Annotated in this window: 14 protein-coding genes; 9 read left to right on the forward strand and 5 right to left on the reverse strand. The window is 65.9% G+C overall.

All coding sequences use genetic code 11. The features are described 5' to 3' along the window. Position 1 precedes the first annotated feature (1 nt). Positions 2-1,831 (reverse strand): thioredoxin-like domain-containing protein, encoded by a 1,830-nt coding sequence (locus ACZ7SW_RS01845; RefSeq protein ID WP_470229224.1) that lies wholly within the window; start codon positions 1,829-1,831, stop codon positions 2-4. Positions 1,832-2,000: 169 nt separating this feature from the next. Between ACZ7SW_RS01845 and ACZ7SW_RS01850 the strand changes: the two genes are divergently transcribed. Continuing rightward, a complete protein-coding gene (locus ACZ7SW_RS01850; protein ID WP_470228533.1) occupies positions 2,001-2,573 on the forward strand; it encodes a hypothetical protein in 573 nt (190 codons plus the stop codon). Between the two features lie 120 nt (positions 2,574-2,693). On the opposite strand, the gene ACZ7SW_RS01855 is transcribed toward ACZ7SW_RS01850, so the two are convergent. Continuing rightward, complete coding sequence (locus ACZ7SW_RS01855; RefSeq protein WP_470228534.1) at positions 2,694-4,997, reverse strand: oxidoreductase; 2,304 nt, start codon at positions 4,995-4,997, stop codon at positions 2,694-2,696. Between the two features lie 280 nt (positions 4,998-5,277). Between ACZ7SW_RS01855 and ACZ7SW_RS01860 the strand changes: the two genes are divergently transcribed. Genes ACZ7SW_RS01860 through ACZ7SW_RS01875 form a run of 4 tightly spaced genes read left to right on the forward strand, consistent with a single transcriptional unit; the run spans position 5,278 to position 8,389 of the window. Continuing rightward, the gene (locus ACZ7SW_RS01860) at positions 5,278-5,796 is read left to right on the forward strand and encodes a hypothetical protein (RefSeq protein WP_470228535.1); all 519 of its coding nucleotides are present in this window, start codon (positions 5,278-5,280) and stop codon (positions 5,794-5,796) included. Beyond that, entirely contained in the window at positions 5,797-6,402 is a 606-nt protein-coding gene (locus ACZ7SW_RS01865; RefSeq protein WP_470228536.1) for a DUF3558 domain-containing protein, read from the forward strand. A gap of 1 nt (position 6,403) precedes the next feature. Next, a complete protein-coding gene (locus ACZ7SW_RS01870) occupies positions 6,404-7,618 on the forward strand; it encodes a hypothetical protein (RefSeq protein WP_470228537.1) in 1,215 nt (404 codons plus the stop codon). Between the two features lie 27 nt (positions 7,619-7,645). Continuing rightward, complete coding sequence (locus ACZ7SW_RS01875; RefSeq protein ID WP_470228538.1) at positions 7,646-8,389, forward strand: ESX secretion-associated protein EspG; 744 nt, start codon at positions 7,646-7,648, stop codon at positions 8,387-8,389. 37 nt (positions 8,390-8,426) lie between these two features. On the opposite strand, the gene ACZ7SW_RS01880 is transcribed toward ACZ7SW_RS01875, so the two are convergent. From ACZ7SW_RS01880 to ACZ7SW_RS01890, 3 genes are read right to left on the reverse strand one after another with little or no spacing between them, the layout of a single operon-like run. Further along, positions 8,427-9,200: an amino acid ABC transporter ATP-binding protein gene (locus tag ACZ7SW_RS01880; protein ID WP_470228539.1), complete on the reverse strand. Its 774-nt coding sequence runs from the start codon at positions 9,198-9,200 to the stop codon at positions 8,427-8,429. Next, positions 9,197-10,150, reverse strand: a complete 954-nt coding sequence (locus ACZ7SW_RS01885) for an amino acid ABC transporter permease (RefSeq protein WP_470228540.1) — start codon at positions 10,148-10,150, stop codon at positions 9,197-9,199. Before ACZ7SW_RS01885 ends, ACZ7SW_RS01880 begins: the two co-directional genes overlap by 4 nt. A gap of 23 nt (positions 10,151-10,173) precedes the next feature. After that, positions 10,174-11,088, reverse strand: coding sequence for an ABC transporter substrate-binding protein (locus ACZ7SW_RS01890; RefSeq protein ID WP_470228541.1), 915 nt, complete (start codon positions 11,086-11,088; stop codon positions 10,174-10,176). Positions 11,089-11,254: 166 nt separating this feature from the next. On the opposite strand from ACZ7SW_RS01890, the gene ACZ7SW_RS01895 reads away from it, so the two are divergent. The 4 genes from ACZ7SW_RS01895 (at position 11,255) to ACZ7SW_RS01910 (ending at position 16,873) form a co-directional block, all read left to right on the forward strand. Next, the gene (locus ACZ7SW_RS01895; protein ID WP_470228542.1) at positions 11,255-12,916 is read left to right on the forward strand and encodes a circularly permuted type 2 ATP-grasp protein; all 1,662 of its coding nucleotides are present in this window, start codon (positions 11,255-11,257) and stop codon (positions 12,914-12,916) included. Positions 12,917-12,930: 14 nt separating this feature from the next. Next, positions 12,931-13,878, forward strand: coding sequence for an alpha-E domain-containing protein (locus ACZ7SW_RS01900; protein WP_344282913.1), 948 nt, complete (start codon positions 12,931-12,933; stop codon positions 13,876-13,878). Continuing rightward, positions 13,875-14,717 carry a transglutaminase family protein gene (locus tag ACZ7SW_RS01905; RefSeq protein WP_470228543.1) on the forward strand — a complete coding sequence of 281 codons (843 nt, stop codon included), beginning with the start codon at positions 13,875-13,877 and terminating at the stop codon, positions 14,715-14,717. Before ACZ7SW_RS01900 ends, ACZ7SW_RS01905 begins: the two co-directional genes overlap by 4 nt. A 74-nt stretch (positions 14,718-14,791) precedes the next feature. Then, positions 14,792-16,873: a hypothetical protein gene (locus tag ACZ7SW_RS01910; protein ID WP_470228544.1), complete on the forward strand. Its 2,082-nt coding sequence runs from the start codon at positions 14,792-14,794 to the stop codon at positions 16,871-16,873. Positions 16,874-16,916: the final 43 nt, after the last annotated feature.

Below are 16,916 nucleotides of genomic sequence, written 5' to 3' on the forward strand. Positions count from 1 at the left end.
GCTACTGACCGGTTGCCGGGGCCTTGGGCTCGCCCGCCATCATCAGGCTCAGCGCCTTCCCTCCTCCGCTCTCGAAACGCACCGGGACGCCCCAGTCCTGCCGGGTGATCCGGCACGCCGGGTGCTCGCCGCCGTCATCGCAGCTCGCGGCCTGCGCCACTACCTGCAACACACCTTCGGTCGAGCCCTCGGCGAACTTGATCCGCCGAACGAGATCAGTTCCGATTCCGGCCCCGTCGGCGAGCAGTTCCGGCGGCGACGCGGTGATCTCCAGCCGCGTCGACGGCCCGTAGCGCTCGTCGAGCTTCTCGCCCGGCGGCGGGGTGAAGACGACGGAAAACTCGACCTCGCCGGGCGCGAGCACGGTCGGCGGACGCCGCACGGCTTGGCGAGTGCCCGCGACCGCGGTCGCCTGGCCATTGCCCCCGAGCGGGGTAACCCGGTTGCCCGCCGACTCCACGACGTACAGCTCGCCGTCGTGGCGCACCAGGCCCTGCGGTTCGGCGAACCCGGTCGCGAGCGTCGTGACGTCGCGGGTGAACGGGTCGTAGCGGCGGATCGCGCCGTTGTAGGTGTCGGCGATCGCGACCCGGCCGTCGGACAGCACGGCGAGGCCGAGCGGATGCTGCAGCAGCGCCTGGTCGGACGGGCCGTCGGCGTGGCCGAAGGTGAACAGGTCGGTGCCGACCGCGGTGTGCACGGCGAACGACTCGTCCGCCGGTTCGATCCAGCGCAGTGCCGAGGTTTCCGCGTCGACGAACCACAGTTTCTGCCCGTCCACGGCGAATCCGGACGGCTGGGCGAGGAACGCCTCGTGCACGTCACCGTCGCGCAGGCCCTCGACGGTGGTGCCGGCGAACCGGCGGATGCTGCCCGAGACCGGGTCGAAGACGCTCAGCGTGTGGTTTCCGGCCATCGCGACGACGACGCCGCCCGCGGGGGCCCACCACGCGACGTCCCACGGGCTGGTGAGGTCGATGTCCAGCGCCTTGCCGGTGTCGGTGCCGTCGCGCCACTGTTTCCCGGTTCCGGCAACGGTTTTCACCTCGCCGGTGTTGAGGTCGAGGCCGCGCAGCCGGTGGCCGGCGGTGTCCGCGACGATCGCGTGGTACCCGGCGCGCTCGGCGACCTCGTTGGGCAGCAAGGCGATTCCGGACGGCTCGACGAACTCGGCCACGTCGAACGGCCCGTCCAACGTGCCCCGGGCACCGCTGCCGAAGCGGCGGATGACTGTCTCGCCGTCGGAAGCGAACTCGACGATCGAGTGATGTCCGGTGTCCGCCACCAGAATCCGGCCGCCCGCGGTGACGACGGCCTTGCTGGGGAAACGCAGTTCGGTGCGCTGTTCCTCGACCGGCACGTACGGGCTGCCGCCGCGCCGGAGCGTGCCCTTCGCGTCGTGCTTGGCGACGAGGTCGGCGATCACGCGGCGTAACGCCTCGCCGTGCCCCTCACCGGCCGCGACGTGCACCACGTAGCCCTCCGGGTCCACGACGACCAGCGTCGGCCAGGCCCGCACGGCGTACTGCGACCACAGCTCCATCTTCGGGTCGTTGACCACCGGATGGTGCACCTCGTACCGGCGCACCGCGGCCTCGATGGACGTGCGTTCGCCCTCACGGCTGAACTTCGGCGAGTGCACCCCCACCGTGACCAGCACATCCGCGAATTCCTGTTCCAGCGGACGCAGTTCGTCCAGTACGTGCAGGCAGTTGACGCAGCCGCTGGTCCAGAAGTCCAGCAGCACCACGCGTCCGCGCAGTTGCGCCAGGGTGAGCCGGCGGCCGCCGGTGTTGAGCCAGACGTCGCCGGTCAGCTCGGGCGCGCGCACGCGGGCTTGCCTGGCTTGCGGAGAGGAAGTCACGGGAGGAGTGAACTACATCCGGTCACGCGGTGTTCCGTCAACCACGGCCGGAGAGAAGAACCTCACCCCGGCGAGGGAGCCCATTCAGGCAAAAAAGGACGCGCGGACGCGGCGGGGCGCTACGTACGCTTCGGGCATGGCACAAGTTCAGCCGGCCGAAGCCTTCACCGTGGAGGAGGCCCGCATCCTGCAGCAGAATCTCGGCGAGCCCTTGCGGCCTGGCCTCACCCCCGCCGAACTGAGCGACGTCGAGAACCAGTTCGGCTTCACGTTTTCCGACGACCACCGGGTTTTCCTCACCGCGGGCGTCCCGGTCGGCGACCGCTGGCCGGATTGGCGCCACGGCGACCCGGATCAGCTGCGCAAACGCCTCGACTGGCCGGTCGACGGCGTCCTGTACGACGTGGAGAACAACGACCTGTGGCTGCCCGAATGGGGCGACCGGCCGCGGTCGATGTGCAACGCGCTCGCGGTCGCGCGACGGCATCTGGCGGCGGTGCCGCAGCTGGTGCCGGTGTGCGGGCATCGGTATCTGCCCGCGACGCCCGGGGAATCCGGGTATCCGGTGCTGTCGGTGTATCAGACCGATGTGGTCTATTACGGCTGGGACCTGCGCAGCTACCTGCGACACGAGTTCGGCGGGGAGCCGTTGGGGGAGGAACCGGCGGACGTCCGGGTCGTGGAGTTCTGGTCGCGGTTCGTGGAATGAGCCCTACTCGACGGCGCTCTTGATCTGCGCGAGCGTTTCCGCGATGTTGCCGCGGTTGGTCACCGAACGGTCCTTGACCCCGGTGGACTGTGTCTTTGGCGCCGGCTCCAACAACACAGATCAGGACTCCCGGCGCAGCATCCGGCTGACGCCCGCCGCGACCGTGGTCGCGAGGATCCACCCGGACGCGGTGAACCCGGCCGCCACCCAGTTGTCCGCGCCGTGCATGTACCAGCGCGACTTGTTGCCGAAGTCGACGATCGGCACCAGCAGGTCGGCGGTGTAGATGACCGGATTCCACTGCAGCCCGGAGTCTTGCTGGTTGACGAGGCAGCGCGGTCCGCTGGTCATGTAGCGGCCGGTGTGGTCGTTGACGCAGTCGTCCTTGCCGAGGCCGAACCACAGGCTGCCGAGCACCAGCAGTGTGAGCAGCCAGCCGAGCGCGCGCACCGGGCGGAAGCCGTAGCCGACCATCGACCGTTGCAGCCAGCTCCATAGCCGGACGCCGGGGCCGAAGAACTTGAAGCCCTTGGCGAGTGCTTCGTAGCGGAACTGCTGCTTTCTCAGGGCGACCGTTGAGGCGTGCTCTTCGTTTCCCGCTGCGCGCAGGGTGGCGGCTAGTTGGTCGTATGGTCCCGGACGGTAGCCGCGCATTGCCTTGCGGAGCAGGTCGATCCGGTGGTCGAGCGCGTTGTCGTCGTCGAGCGCGATGCCGTGTTTCAGTGCGTCGTAACGGAAGTCTTCGAGTTCGAGGCCGTCGGTGGCCTTCCAGATCTCCTCGTTGTCGGCCAGCGCACCGCAATGCGCCCGGCGCAGGCGGACCGAACCAGTCGGCGGCTCGGCGGGAGACAGGATGAACTCGTCCGCCGTGACGTCACTGGCGTCGAGCGCGATGTCGTGCGGGGCAAGCGATCCCAGCTTCGCGCCGTTCATGTCGAGCCGCCGCGCGATCTGCGCGCCGTCGAGGTTCACGCCGCCCTCGGCCAGGAACGGACGGTCCTTGTCCTCGGTGAGGACGACGTCGCGCCCGATCCGCGCGGTCCGGATGTCGAGGGAGAAACTGCTCGATTTCCGTTGCCCCGGCTCGGTGAGCAGCGTGCCGAACATGTTCACGCTGCCGCCGATTTCCGCGCCTTGCAGCCTCAGCGTGCCCTGCAGGGTGGCATCGGTCAGCTGGAAGTTCCCGGAGATTTTGGCTCTGCGGGCGGAAAACACGTCTCGCCCTGGATGGAGGAACATCGAGTTCCAGGCGAGAAAGTTGCCCCCGACGGTGACGTCCGCGAGCCTCAACTGCCCGATCGGCACCCGGAGGTTCGTCGCCTCTATGTCGCCGCCGATCGTGGACCCGTCGAGGTGCAGCGCGCGGTCGTAGTACGGCGTCGCACGGCCGCGCACCATGGTGATCTCCGCGCTCGCGAGCCTAAGTGACCCGCCGATGCGCGCGTTGACCATCCGAAGCGTGCCGAACGCCCTTAACCCGTCGGACAGCTCGAGATTGCCGTCCACCTTCAGCCGATCCGCGACCAACGCCGGCCGCGGATCGAGGTAGGGATCCCCGGATTTCCAGGCGTCCACGACGATCGGCCCGCGCTGATTGACCTGGAGCCGCGCCTCGCGCATGACGATGTCACTGTCCACAGTGGCGCTCGGGAGATAGAGAACCCCGTTGGCGGAGAACCGTTTCCGCTCACTGGCCGGCCCGTAGTTGTCGACCTCGCACAGCAGGCTGCCACCGATGTGCAACCCGTTCCCGTTGAACGCGAAGCCATCCGGGTTGTCGAACGTCGCCCCGGAAAAGTTGACGTTACCGCCGGTCCGCATGCCCGGCAGCCGCACCTCGCCCTTGGCGACCATCCGATACGCCAGCAGGGCACCGGTAATCACCAGCCGGTCGCCCTGGATGGCTTTCCCGTGCGGATGGCTGATCGTGGTGCGGGTGAGCACCACGGACCCGTCGATCACCGCGTCGGTGAGGTTGACGGCCGCGTTGGGCATCCCGCGCTCGCGATCGTCGCCGCGCTGCACGGTGGTGGTCTCCAATTCGAATTGATCCGCCGCGATTTCCACGACACTGCGAATCAACCGCAGGTCATTCCGGCTGCGCAAATTGCGGGCACGGAGACCGGGAAGCCAGCATTTCCGGAAAACGAGCCCGAGAAGTGTCGCCTCGCGCACGTCCGGCGGATGCTCGAACCGGCAGCGTTCGAATTGAAAGAGAAAATTGAGGTCGGCGGCGCGCAGGTCGAGAGTCCCGGTGATGTAGGCGTCCTCGACCTGCACGATCGGCGCGTTGGTGGCCTGCCGACGCCAGCGAAGGATGCCGCTGGTGCCAGGTTTGAGCAGGTCCGCGGCCTTCACCTCGTACCGCTTGTCGGGAACCCCGGCAAACGGATCAAGCGGCGGCAAGGTCGTATCGGTCGGCACGAGCCCCTTCTCCCCACGATCGTCGGCCCTCAGGGAATCGGATCAACGGCGGATGAGCAAGGGGCTGGGCGGAGTAGTGCGTGTTCGTCCCGCGGTTCGGTCACTTTGCGCGCGCGGACGACTACGTGATCGATTCACAGCGTGCGAGCCCGCCCCGGACGATCTTGCCCGAACGTCCCTCACGGGCGGTTCGTGCCTGCTAAGGTCACTTCCCGGAGCTGATCAAGAACAGAGGGTAGGCCGCACCCAGGAAGCCGCGGCCCGTGCGGGGAGGCACGACATGCCAGACGGAACGAACAGCGGACTGCAGGGCGTCCAGAACCAGATCATCTCGACGGCCCCGACCGCGCCGCCGCCCGGATCCGGGTTTGTGCCGGGGGCCAACGCGGCCGCGCCGCCGCCTCCACCACCGCCGCCTCCGCCGAACTTCGGAGCCCTTGGGTCAGGTCAGGCCAAAGCGGACTTCTCGGCGGCCGCGTCCAACGGCGGCTGGGAATTCAACCCGGAGGCGATGGACAAGGTGATCAAGCAGCTCGAGGACAGCTTGGACAACGAGTACGCGAGGGCCCGGACCATCGCGCTTCAGTTCGCGCAGCTCGGCCAGCCGGGTTCGGACACCGTCACGACGGCGTACTCGAAGGCAGCCGACCGCGCCACCACCGCGTACAACGAATTTCTCCGCGGAACGGTCGATTACTTGGATGCTTATGTCCAAACTCTGAAAGATATCCGAACCGCGTACGTGAAGCAGGACCATGCCGCGATCGACGCACTGCGCGGAACCCGAAAGGTCGACTGAATGCGATTTCGTAGCGTCTGCCAACTCGTACTCGCCGGCGCGGGCGCGACACTGCTGACGGCTTGCGGAGGCGGCTCGACCGGAGGGCAACCGACACCGGCTCCAGCCAGTTCGCAGCCGGCAGAGGCCATGCTGGCCCCGAAGGTTTCCGTGCCGCTGACCAACACCGCCCAGTTCGAGGCGGATCCCTGCTCCGCCCTCCCGACGTCCGAGGTGGAAAAGGCAGGCGGCAAGATCAAAAGCAGCTCGGTCGCCCAATCGATCGTCGGCAAATCCTGCCAGTGGACGTTCGACGGAAGCGGCGGCAACGTGAGCGCTGGCTTCTTCTCGGGCAACAAGCGTGGCCTCAACAGCCTCTACCTGGAGAACCAAGCAGGCAGGCTGACCACTTTCAAACCGCACGCGCCGATATTGGGTTATCCGTCGGTCGTCTACAGCAAGGGCGACGAGGGGACCGGATCGTGCGCGCTGGCGGTGGGAGTACGCGACGACCTCACCTACACCGTCAACACCCAGCTGCGGTCGGGAAGCCCCGCGGTCGCCGACCCATGCGGGATGGCGGAGAAGCTGGCTGCCGCCGAGATCACTCGGCTGAAGGCAGGGTGACGTGGCGCTCAACGGTCATGACATCTATAACCAGCTCCACAGCCCGGGCGACACGACTGGCCTGGACGCGATGGGCGGCGGCTGCGGCGACCTCAAATCCATCCATAACGAGGTAGCTAACAAGCTCACCGAAAGCCAGACAGCGCTCAACTCCTTCTGGAAAGGGCAGGCAGCCGAAACCGGCAAGGCCGGGCTCGCGCCGTTGATCGCCACTTCCCACCTCGCCGCGGAAAAGATGGACTCGATGCAGAAGTCCATCGCGGAGCAGTCGGCAGCGTTCAACTACGTGAAGAACGCTGTTGTCCCAGTCGCGGCAAGCAGGCCTGACGATCAGAAGCTCACGGACTACGTTTCGCTCGGAGCGAGCGACGACGAGATCGCCGCCGCGGAGTTCGACGACAAGACCAAGAAGAACGTCGAAGCGTACGGCCAGTACCAGCTGAGCACCGATCCTCGAACCCAGACGATGCCGATGGACTATCCGGCCGCGCACGATCCGAATGTGTCCTCGACAGGCATCACCCCGGATCAGCCGACGCCTGGGACTAGCGGGCGGGTTGGCTCGGGTGCCGGCCACCATTCGTCCGGCGGTGGGTCGTCGCATAACTACAGCAATGGGCCGAGCACCTACTCCGCTCCGCCCGGGGCGGCTGGCATGCAGGCACCTCCGCCCCCTGGGCACGGTGGGGCCGTGGCTCCGCCCGTGCCGCCGCCGAATGACAGCACCAGGGCGGCTTGGGCCGACTCGACGATACCTCCGCCACAGACTTGGCAACCGCCGTCCTCATTACCGGGTGGCGGGAACCCCGGGACCGGCGGGTTGAACGGCGGTTTCGGCCCGGTAACCGGGTTCGGCGGTGGTTTCGGGCCCAACAGCGGCGGTAGCAGCGGGTTCGGCCCAGGCGGGTCCGGGGCCGGATCCGGATCCGGTGGCGCAGGAAGCCCCGGCGGGGCCGGGCCCCGAGGTGTCGGTGGTGGCACCGGTGCGGGAGCGCTCGGCGAGGGTGCGGCTCGGCCTGGCATGGGTGGTGGCGCCGGCTCGGCGGGAGCGAAGGGTCAGCCCGGGATGGGCGGCATGGGTGGCGGCGGCAAGGGCGGCAAAGGGCCCGAGGACGAAGAGCACCAGCGCAAGATCCTGCTCGCTGAAGAGGACCCGGACTCGATTTTCGGGGGTTACGACGGCAATCGGCCTACGCCGCCGGTTATTGGGGCTTAGCGGAATGGCTAGGGGGAGGGAAAGTCGGTGCTGCGCAAGCCCGTTGAGCTGAGCCTGCAGACCTTCGAGGTGCTGCTGGAGCGGCTGAACCTCGGCGACATCCATCCGACGCTGGTCCGCGGCGCGCTGTGGTACTCACCGGAAGAGCGGCGGCAGTTGGCCGCTGACACCGACCGCGAGCTGCACAATGTCGGGCTGATGCAGCGTGGCCGCCTCGACGACGAGTTCGTCGCGACGATGCATCTGCTGCAGCGGCCCGGGGTCGAGTACTACTCCTGGGTCAAGTCGGAGCACGGGGAGCGGACGGTGCGCGCGGCGGCGAGTGGCCGGGACGCGGCGACTGTGGTTGCGGTGAACCAGAAGTTGTACATCGCGCCGTGCTCGGCGGATACGTTGGTTCGTGAGTTCATCGCGTTGCTGCCGGAGGCTCCGGCCGCACGGGTGCTCTCGCTCAATTGTTCTGACGCGGACCTGAGTTTGGTCAAGAGCGGCGGTCAGCCGTCCGGGCGGACTAGTCCGAGTATTCGGGACGCTAAGCAGGTACTGCAGTGGCTCGATAAGCCGCATACGTATTTCGGGCGGCTGTACGTCGCGGTTCGGGACAGTCGCGGGAAGCGGCGGCGAAATGAGAACCCGCCGGGGTGGGCGGATATGGAGGAGGGGCGGATTCTGTTCGGGGTGGACAAGTCCGGATGGATCAGCCTGGCCGGGGCTGGGCCGCAGGAGATAGCGAAGAAGCTGCAGCAGTTGGAGAATGAGCTGCGAAAGTAAAAGGCCGCCCGGAGAATCTCCGGGCGGCCCCACAAACTCAGGCGTTCGGGTTCAGCACCCGGGACAAGAACGCCTTAGTCCGTTCATGCTTCGGATCACCGATGACCTCATCCGGTGAACCAGACTCCACGACAACGCCGCCGTCCATGAAGAAGACCTTGTCGGCCACCTCGCGGGCGAACTGCATTTCGTGGGTTACCACGACCATCGTCATGCCGTCCTTGGCCAGTTGGCGCATGACGCCCAGGACGTCACCCACCAACTCTGGGTCCAAAGCGGACGTTGGCTCGTCGAAGAGCATCAGTTTCGGTTGCATGGCCAGCGCTCGCGCGATGGCGACGCGCTGTTGTTGACCACCGGAAAGCTGTCCTGGGTAAGCACCCGCCTTGTCGGCGAGGCCCACCCGGTCCAGCAGTTCCAGTGCGCGTTCCCGGACCTGCGCCTTCGGCTCCCTGCGGACCTGGACCGGGGCCTCCATGACGTTTTCCAGAGCCGTCATGTGCGGGAACAGGTTGAACCGCTGGAAAACCATGCCGATGTTCTTGCGCTGAGCCGCGATTTCCTTGTCTCGCAGCTCGTGCAGCCGGCCACCACGTTCGCGGTAGCCGACTAGCACGCCGTCGACATACAGCCTGCCCGCGTCGATTTTCTCCAGGTGGTTGATACAGCGCAGCAGGGTGGACTTGCCGGAACCGGACGGGCCGATCAGGCAGAGCACCTCTCGGTCGTGCACTTCCAGGTCGATGCCCTTGAGCACGTCCAGGGAGCCGAAGCTCTTGCACACCTTCTGCGCGGAAACGACAGGAGTCACGCCCTCCCACCTCCGCCGCCGCCGCGACCGAAGCGGTAGCCCAGCATTCGCGCTCCCCACTTGTTCTTCTGCGCGGTCGCCCGTGAAGTGCCGCGGGCGAAGTACCGCTCGATGTAATACTGCACGACCGTCAGCACCGACGTCATGAACAGGTACCACGTCGCCGCGACGATCAGCAGTGGAACTGTCTTGTAGTTCTGCGAGTAAATCGTCTGCGCCGACACGAACAGCTCGAAGTATCCGATGACGACCACCAGCGACGTGGTCTTCAACATCGAAATAGTCTCGTTGCCGGTGGGCGGGATGATCACCCGCATCGCCTGCGGCAGGATGATCCGGCGCAAGGTCTTGCCCCGGCTCATGCCCAGTGCGGACGACGCCTCCAGCTGACCGCTGTCGACAGACTGGATGCCGCCGCGGACGATTTCCGCCATGTACGCCGCCTCGTTCAGGCCGAGGCCCAGCAACGAGGCGACGAACTGGTTGATCAGCGTGTTCGTGTCCCAGCTGATGAAGGTCGGCCCGAACGGAATGCCGATCCCGATCTTCGAATACGCCAGCGCCAGGAAGTTCCAGATCACCAGCTGAGTGATCAACGGCGTGCCGCGGAACAGCCAGACGTAGATCGACGCCGCGCCCGACATCAGCAGGTTCGGCGACAGCCGCATCACCGCGAGCAGTACGCCGCCGACAATGCCGATGACCATCGAGATCACCGTGAGCAGCAACGTGTTCCGCAGGCCGTTGAGGATCCGGTTGTCGAAGAGGTACTGACCGACGACCGGCCACTGCAACGCGGAGTTCGTGACCACGCTGCGGATCACGATGAACGCGACGAACACGATGAGCACGCCGGCGATCCAGCGTCCGTAATGCCGGACCGGGACCGCCTTGATCGGGGTGGTGTCGACCTCCTGCCAGGATTCGGCGGGGCCGGGGGGAGTGGACACGAGTACCTAAGTCCTCAGTTTCGTCAGGAAGCGGACGGGTTGATCTCCGACTTGGTGATGGCACCGGAACCCGACAAGCCCCACTTGTCGAGGATCTTCTTGTAGGTTCCGCTGTCGATGAGCTTCTGCACGGCGCCCTGCACCGCCTTGCCGAAGTCACCGCTGCCCTTCGGCAGCACGATCCCGTACGGCGCGGTGTCGTACGGCGCGCCCGAGGACTCCAGCTGGCCGCCGGTTTGCTTCACCGCGTAGTCGATCACCGGCGAGTCTGCCAGTTCGGCCTCCACGCGCTTCGCGGTCAGCGCCAGGTTCACGTCGGTCTGCGCCTGGAACTGGGTGATGTTGATGGCCGGCTTGCCCGCCTTGGTGCACGCGGTGTTGCGCTTGCCGAGATCGTCGACCTGCGTGGTGCCCTTCTGCACGGCGACATTCTTACCGCACAGGTCGTCCACCGACAGTTTGTCCGGATTGCCCTTGAGCACCGCGAGCGAGGTGCCCGCGCTGTAGTAGGAGATCATGTCGACGGTCTGCATCCGCTCGGCGTTGATCGTGAACGACGAGATGCCCATTTCGTACTTCTTCGCCGAAATACCGGGAATGATGCCGTCGAACGCCGAGTTCTGGAACTCCGTCTGCACGCCGAGCACCTGGCCGACCGCGGTGGCGACGTCGACGTCGAAGCCGGTCGCCTTGCCGTTGTCGACGAATTCGTTCGGCGGGTAGGTCTGGTCCTGCCCGATCACGATCTTGCCGTCGGCCTTGATGTCCGCGGGCACGAGCGCGGCCAGCGCCGCGTCCTTCTGCGCGGTCGGCGCGCTGTCGTTGCCGCCAGGCGCCTGGCTGGCTCCCGAATCGCCGCCGGAACCGTTTCCGCCCGCGCCGCACGCCATCGTCATGCCGACGAGCGCGAAGGCGGGGAGAAGGGCGAGCGCCTTCATTTGCTGTCCTCGGGCCACTTCGTCACTCCTCGTAGTTCTCAAGGGCTGAGAGCTGGCATATTGCCACTCGTAAGCGGGTATGCACAGCACTGCTGCGTCACGGGGAAGTTTCGCACAGGACAGGCCGGAAGACGGGTGTCACGGCCGTCCGGCTCGGTAAGTCAGGATGTCCTCCATGAACAGCAACCCCGGTCCCCGGCTGCCGCCAGCCGGACGACGTGCGCGAACGGTGAAAGGCCGCCGCGCGGCCAGGCCCGGCGCGCAGTTCGACGGCTACCTCGCCCCGGAGCGGCCGCACGCCGGCGCGTACGACGAGATGTTCGCGCCCGACGGCATGGTCCGCGGCCCCTACCGAGCGCTGTACGGCTCGATCGCGGCGCTCGACGCCGGCGACCTCACCAACCGCTCGCAGGCGCTCGATCGGGCGATGGTGGACCAGGGGATCACGTTCTCGCTGTCGGGCCAGGAGCGGCCGTTTCCGCTCGACCTCGTGCCCCGCGTCATCCAGGCGACCGAATGGTCCCGGCTCGAACGCGGCGTGACACAGCGGGTCCGCGCGCTGGAGGCGTTCCTCGCCGACGTCTACGGCGACCGGCAGATCCTCCGCGACGGCGTGCTGCCGCGCAGGCTGATCACCTCGTGCGAGCACTTCCACCGCGAGGCGTACGGGATCAAACCGCCGAACGGGGTGCGGATCCATGTGTCCGGAGTGGACCTCGTCCGCGACGAAGAGGGCACCTTTCGTGTCCTGGAGGACAATCTCCGCAACCCGTCCGGCGTGTCGTACGTGATGGAGAACCGGCGCACGATGGCGCGGGTGTTCCCGGACCTGTTCGCACGGCATCGGGTCCGTCCGGTCGGTGACTACGCGTCACATCTGCTTCGCGCGCTGCGAGCGGCGGCCGCGCCGAACGTCGCGGACCCGATGGTCGTGGTGCTCACCCCGGGGGTTTACAACTCGGCCTACTTCGAGCATTCGCTGCTGGCCCGGCTGATGGGCGTGGAGCTGGTCGAGGGCCGCGACATGTTCTGCCGCGACAACGTGGTCTACCTGCGCACCACCGAGGGCGAGCGCCAGGTCGACGTCATCTACCGGCGGATCGACGACGAATTTCTCGACCCGGTGCACCACCGGCCGGATTCCGTGCTCGGCGTCGCCGGCATCCTCAACGCCGCCCGCGCGGGCAACGTGGTGGTGGCGAACGCGGTCGGCAATGGCGTCGGCGACGACAAGCTCGTCTACACCTACGTGCCGGAAATGGTGCGGTACTACCTGAACGAGAAGCCGATTCTGCCCAATGTGGACACTTTCCGCTGCTGGCTGCCCGACGAGTTCGACTACGTCATGCAGCACGCCGACGAATTGGTGATCAAACCGGTCGAGGGTTCCGGCGGGTACGGCATCGTCTTCGGGCCGGACGCGTCCAAAAAGGAGCTGGACGCGTTGCGCCGCAAGGTGCGCGCGAACCGGCGCGGCTGGATCGCGCAGCCGGTGGTGCAGCTGTCCACCGTTCCGTCCAAGGTGGACGATCGGCTCGCGCCGCGGCATGTCGACCTGCGGCCGTTCGCGGTCAACGACGGCAAGGAAATCTTCGTGCTGCCCGGCGGGCTCACCCGGGTCGCGCTGCCCGAGGGCAGCCTTGTGGTGAACTCGTCCCAAGGCGGCGGATCGAAGGACACCTGGGTGCTCGCGTCGCGGTCCTCGACGTCGGAACAGGAACTGGACCGTCCCGCACTCGGCGATGTGTCCGTTGTGGACGGTGTGGCCGCGGAGCAGGGTCCGGAGCTTTCCACGTCGCAGCAGCAACAACAGCAACAGCAGAGCTGAGGGAGGGAATCATGATGCTGGCCCGCAACGCGGAGTCGCTGTACTGGATCGGCCGTTACGTCGAACGCGCCGACGACACCTCCCGCATCCTGAACGTCTCGGTGCATCAACTGCTGGAAGACGCGAGCGTGGATCCGGACCATGTCAGCCGTCAGCTGCTCGCCGTGCTCGGCATCCCGTTCGACGCTGGCGACGCGCTCGACGTGTGGAAGCTGACCGAGCTGGTCGCCTACGCGAAGGACAATCCCTCGTCCATCGTCGGCTCGATCAACTCCGCGCGGGAGAACACTCGCGGCGCGCGCGAGGTGGTGTCGACCGAGCTGTGGGAATGCCTGAACGCGACGTGGAACGCCGTGCCGGACCGGCAGCGTTACGCCCGCCGCGCCGGACCGCACGCCTTTCTGTCCTTTGTGGAGGAACGAGCCGCGATGTTCGCCGGGCTCGCCGATTCGACGATGAGCCGTGACGACGGCTGGTTGTTCCTGGTGCTCGGCCGATCGGTCGAACGTGCGGACATGGTGGTGCGGCTGCTGCTTTCGCGGGTTTCGGACCGGGCTTCGTCGCCGGGATGGATGACCGTGCTTCGCTCAGCGGGAGCGCAGGACACGTACCTGCGCACCAACCGTGGCGCGCTTGATGCCGCACGCGTCGTGCAATTCCTGCTCAGGGACACGCTGTTCCCGCGTTCGGTCTTCCATGCGCTGCGCCAGGCGGAGGATTGCTTGCGCCAGCTGGATCCGGGGATCAACGCGCGGGGCAACGAAAAGACCGAGGCCGTCCGGCTGCTCGGCCGTGCCCGCAGCGAGCTGGAATTCCTCCACCCGGCGGCACTGCTGGACGACCTGCCGCGACGGCTGCGCGGATTGCAGGAAGCGATCAAGGAAATCGGGGAAGCGGTGTCCATGCAGTACTTCCACACGTCGCCGTGGGTGGCGTGGAGCGGTGCGGAGGTGTCCCTGTGACCTGGCAATTGCGGGTGACGCACCGGACCGGCTACCGGTACGCGACGCCGGCCACCCAGTCGTACAACGAAGCCCGGCTCACCCCGCGTTCGGACCGGCGGCAGACCACTTTGGCCACTCGCATCGAAACCTCCCCGGCCACGCGGGCCTACCGCTACACCGATTACTGGGGCACCGACGTCACGTCGTTCGACTTGCACGCGCCGCACACCGAGTTCACCGTGCTCGCGACGTCCGTGGTGGAGACCGCGGACGAAGCGGAACCGGTGCGCTCGGCGACGTGGAAGGACTTGCAGAGCGAGACCGTCCGCGATCAGCGCACGGAGTTTTTGACGCCGACGCCGTATACGCCGAACGATCAAGAACTGTCCAAACAGGCCCGTGCGTTGCGCAGGGGCCTGGACCCGGCGGACGCGGTGCTCGCGATCTGCGGGTGGGTGAACGAGCAGTTGAAGTATCAGCCCGGAACCACCGGCGTACACAGCACGGCGACCGATTCGTGGCGGGCGCGCGAGGGCGTGTGTCAGGACTTCGCGCACGTCACGCTGGTGATGCTGCGGGCGATCGGCATTCCGGCGCGGTATTGCTCGGGCTACCTGCACACCAAGCCGGAGGCCAAGCTCGGCGAGAAGGTGGAGGGCGAGAGCCACGCCTGGGTCGACGTGTGGACCGGCGGCTGGTGGGCGCACGACCCGACGAACGCGATCCCGGTGGGGCCGCGGCACGTATGGGTCGCGACCGGCCGGGATTACGCGGATGTGGCTCCGTTGAAGGGGATCTTCACCGGGGCTAGTCAGTCCACTTTGGATGTTTCGGTGGAGCTGACCCGAATGGCGTAGTCGAGCCCTGTAGCACCTTTCGCCCGGCCGACGACTCCTTGCGCGTACCAATCGATCGGCACGCGCGAGGAGCCATGGACGACAACGAGCAAGCCCTACCGGAACTGAAGGATTGGCCGACCAGATCCAACACCCTGGGCGTCCTCCCCGGACAGAGTTCCGCGCAGGTAGAAACCTTAAGAAAGGTGCTCGAGCAATTACCACTCGCCTCGTCCGATGAAATAGAGGTTACCTATACGCGAGCCAGCCATCGCCGGGTCCCCTGCGAGCGATTGATGATCTCCCAGCTGAGCACAGGTTCATTCGTCTGCCGCGACAATGACGGTCGCTGGCATCCGACACCACCCCTTCTTCAATGGCTGTCAACCGCAGACAATCTTTTCCTAGCGCATCATATCCACGCAAACGTGAAGTTCTTCGGCGAACTTCTTAGTATCATCACCCACGAGACAACAATAGAGGATCTTCGAAAGTCCGCGAATGATTTCGGCTTGCATTGGACGAGCTCGGACCAGATAAACCGGAGAGTGTCCTGGCTGCAAAGCATCGGCTTGCTTGAGCGCTGGAGAATTGGACACTGGCAGGTGACCGAACTCGGCGAACGCTTCCTCCGCGAAGCGACCCTCTGCACCCCCGCCGAGGCGATGGCAGTTCATGCAGAGACCGAGGCCGAAGCTGAAACCCTCACTGTGCCCGACCCGGAACTCTCCTCTCTATTGTCGCTGGACGCAGTGGGACTGCGCGGTCGTAAAACCTTGATCGGATATATCCCGCGAGGACAGAACAAGCCGGATAGCGCCGATGCGAGCACGAAGTCCGGCCTGATCGACTCGATCAGGTTCTTCGTCGACATGGTCGATGAGGAATCTTCCACCGACGAGCTATTCCAGCGAGCCATATTGGCGCTTGGCCAAAAGAAGAGCTCGTTCACCCAAAGCATGCACACCTTTCGAAACATGGGGATGATCGACACTGTCGCTTTGAACCGGTACGGACGCACCAAAGCCGCGTACGCATATCTCGAACCTGGCAACGAGGTTGACTTGGTCAGATTCTTCCACAGTCGATACCGGTTCGTCGGAGAGTTGCTTTCGTCAATTCACGAGACAACGACCGTCTCAGAGCTGGTTGGTATTGCGAAATCCCGATACCAGTGCGCCAATATCGACAGTGCCGAGGTGAGGACCAGGCTCAGCATCATGCTCGACGCTGGACTGGTCAAGCGCATCGATTGGACCCGCTACCGCAGTACGGCCATCGGAAAGTTGCTAGCAGCAGAACTTCCCCTCGAAACAGCCGTCGAGAGCAACCTCGACCTGCCGACGGAGCCGGACGGCGGAACCAGTGCCGAACACGCTCACGATTCGGACGAGCTTCCCGGAATTATCCGGGACCTGCGCGTCTACTCAGGAGTTGCTGACGCGAGCACTGAGTTCGAGCGAACGGTGGCCAAAGCCTTCCACTACTTCGGTTTCCGCGCTGAGCACATCGGCGGCAGCGGAAAGACTGATGTGCTGGTCAGCACCGAGCTTGCCGCCTCGGAGATGTTCCGCGCCATCGTTGACGCCAAAGCCTCCAGCAGCGGTGTCATCGGCGACAACGCGATCAAGTTCGACGCGCTGAAGGACCATTTGCAGAAGCACGACGCCAAATACGGGGCTGTCGTAGGACCCGGATTCACCGGCCGGGTACAGGCTTGGGCCGAGAGCAACGGGTTCCGGCTGCTGACCGTCGAAGAGCTGATTGACCTGCTAACCCGGCATCGTGACCATCCAGCGTCAGTCGTGGAACTTCGCCAGATCTTCGAGCAACCCGGGCAGGATCTCAGCGAACTCGCCGAACTTTACGACACCGCCGAGCATCGGGCAGTGCTGCTCACTCGGGTGATCGACGCACTGTTCCAAGAAGCCAATGAGGAAGATCCCGTGGCGGACAGCTTCATGAGCCTGGAGAACCTGTACTACGTGCTTCGGAAGGAGGTTGCTCCCCGGCCGTATCAAGGCGCAGTCGAGGCCTGCCTGCAGTTTTTGGCCACCAGTCTGGTTCGAGCGGTGGAGCGGACCGGTGACAAGTACAAACTGATCGACGCCCCACGGAATATCGCGCGGAGGTTGCGTGGCCTTGGGCTGGGACTACCGCAGCTTTCGGCTGGATAACCCGGACGGCCGCATGTTCTCCTCGGCTGAGTCAACGCCGACC

It is taken from the genome of Amycolatopsis sp. NPDC114484 (genome assembly GCF_055633755.1).

Coding starts and splice junctions, on each gene's coding strand:
- ACZ7SW_RS01850 (WP_470228533.1), top strand. CDS start 2,001: ATGGCACAAGTTCAGCCGGCCGAAGCCTTCACCGTGGAGGAGGCCCGC.
- ACZ7SW_RS01860 (WP_470228535.1), top strand. CDS start 5,278: ATGCCAGACGGAACGAACAGCGGACTGCAGGGCGTCCAGAACCAGATC.
- ACZ7SW_RS01865 (WP_470228536.1), top strand. CDS start 5,797: ATGCGATTTCGTAGCGTCTGCCAACTCGTACTCGCCGGCGCGGGCGCG.
- ACZ7SW_RS01890 (WP_470228541.1), bottom strand. CDS start 11,088: ATGAAGGCGCTCGCCCTTCTCCCCGCCTTCGCGCTCGTCGGCATGACG.
- ACZ7SW_RS01895 (WP_470228542.1), top strand. CDS start 11,255: ATGTCCTCCATGAACAGCAACCCCGGTCCCCGGCTGCCGCCAGCCGGA.
- ACZ7SW_RS01900 (WP_344282913.1), top strand. CDS start 12,931: ATGCTGGCCCGCAACGCGGAGTCGCTGTACTGGATCGGCCGTTACGTC.
- ACZ7SW_RS01910 (WP_470228544.1), top strand. CDS start 14,792: ATGGACGACAACGAGCAAGCCCTACCGGAACTGAAGGATTGGCCGACC.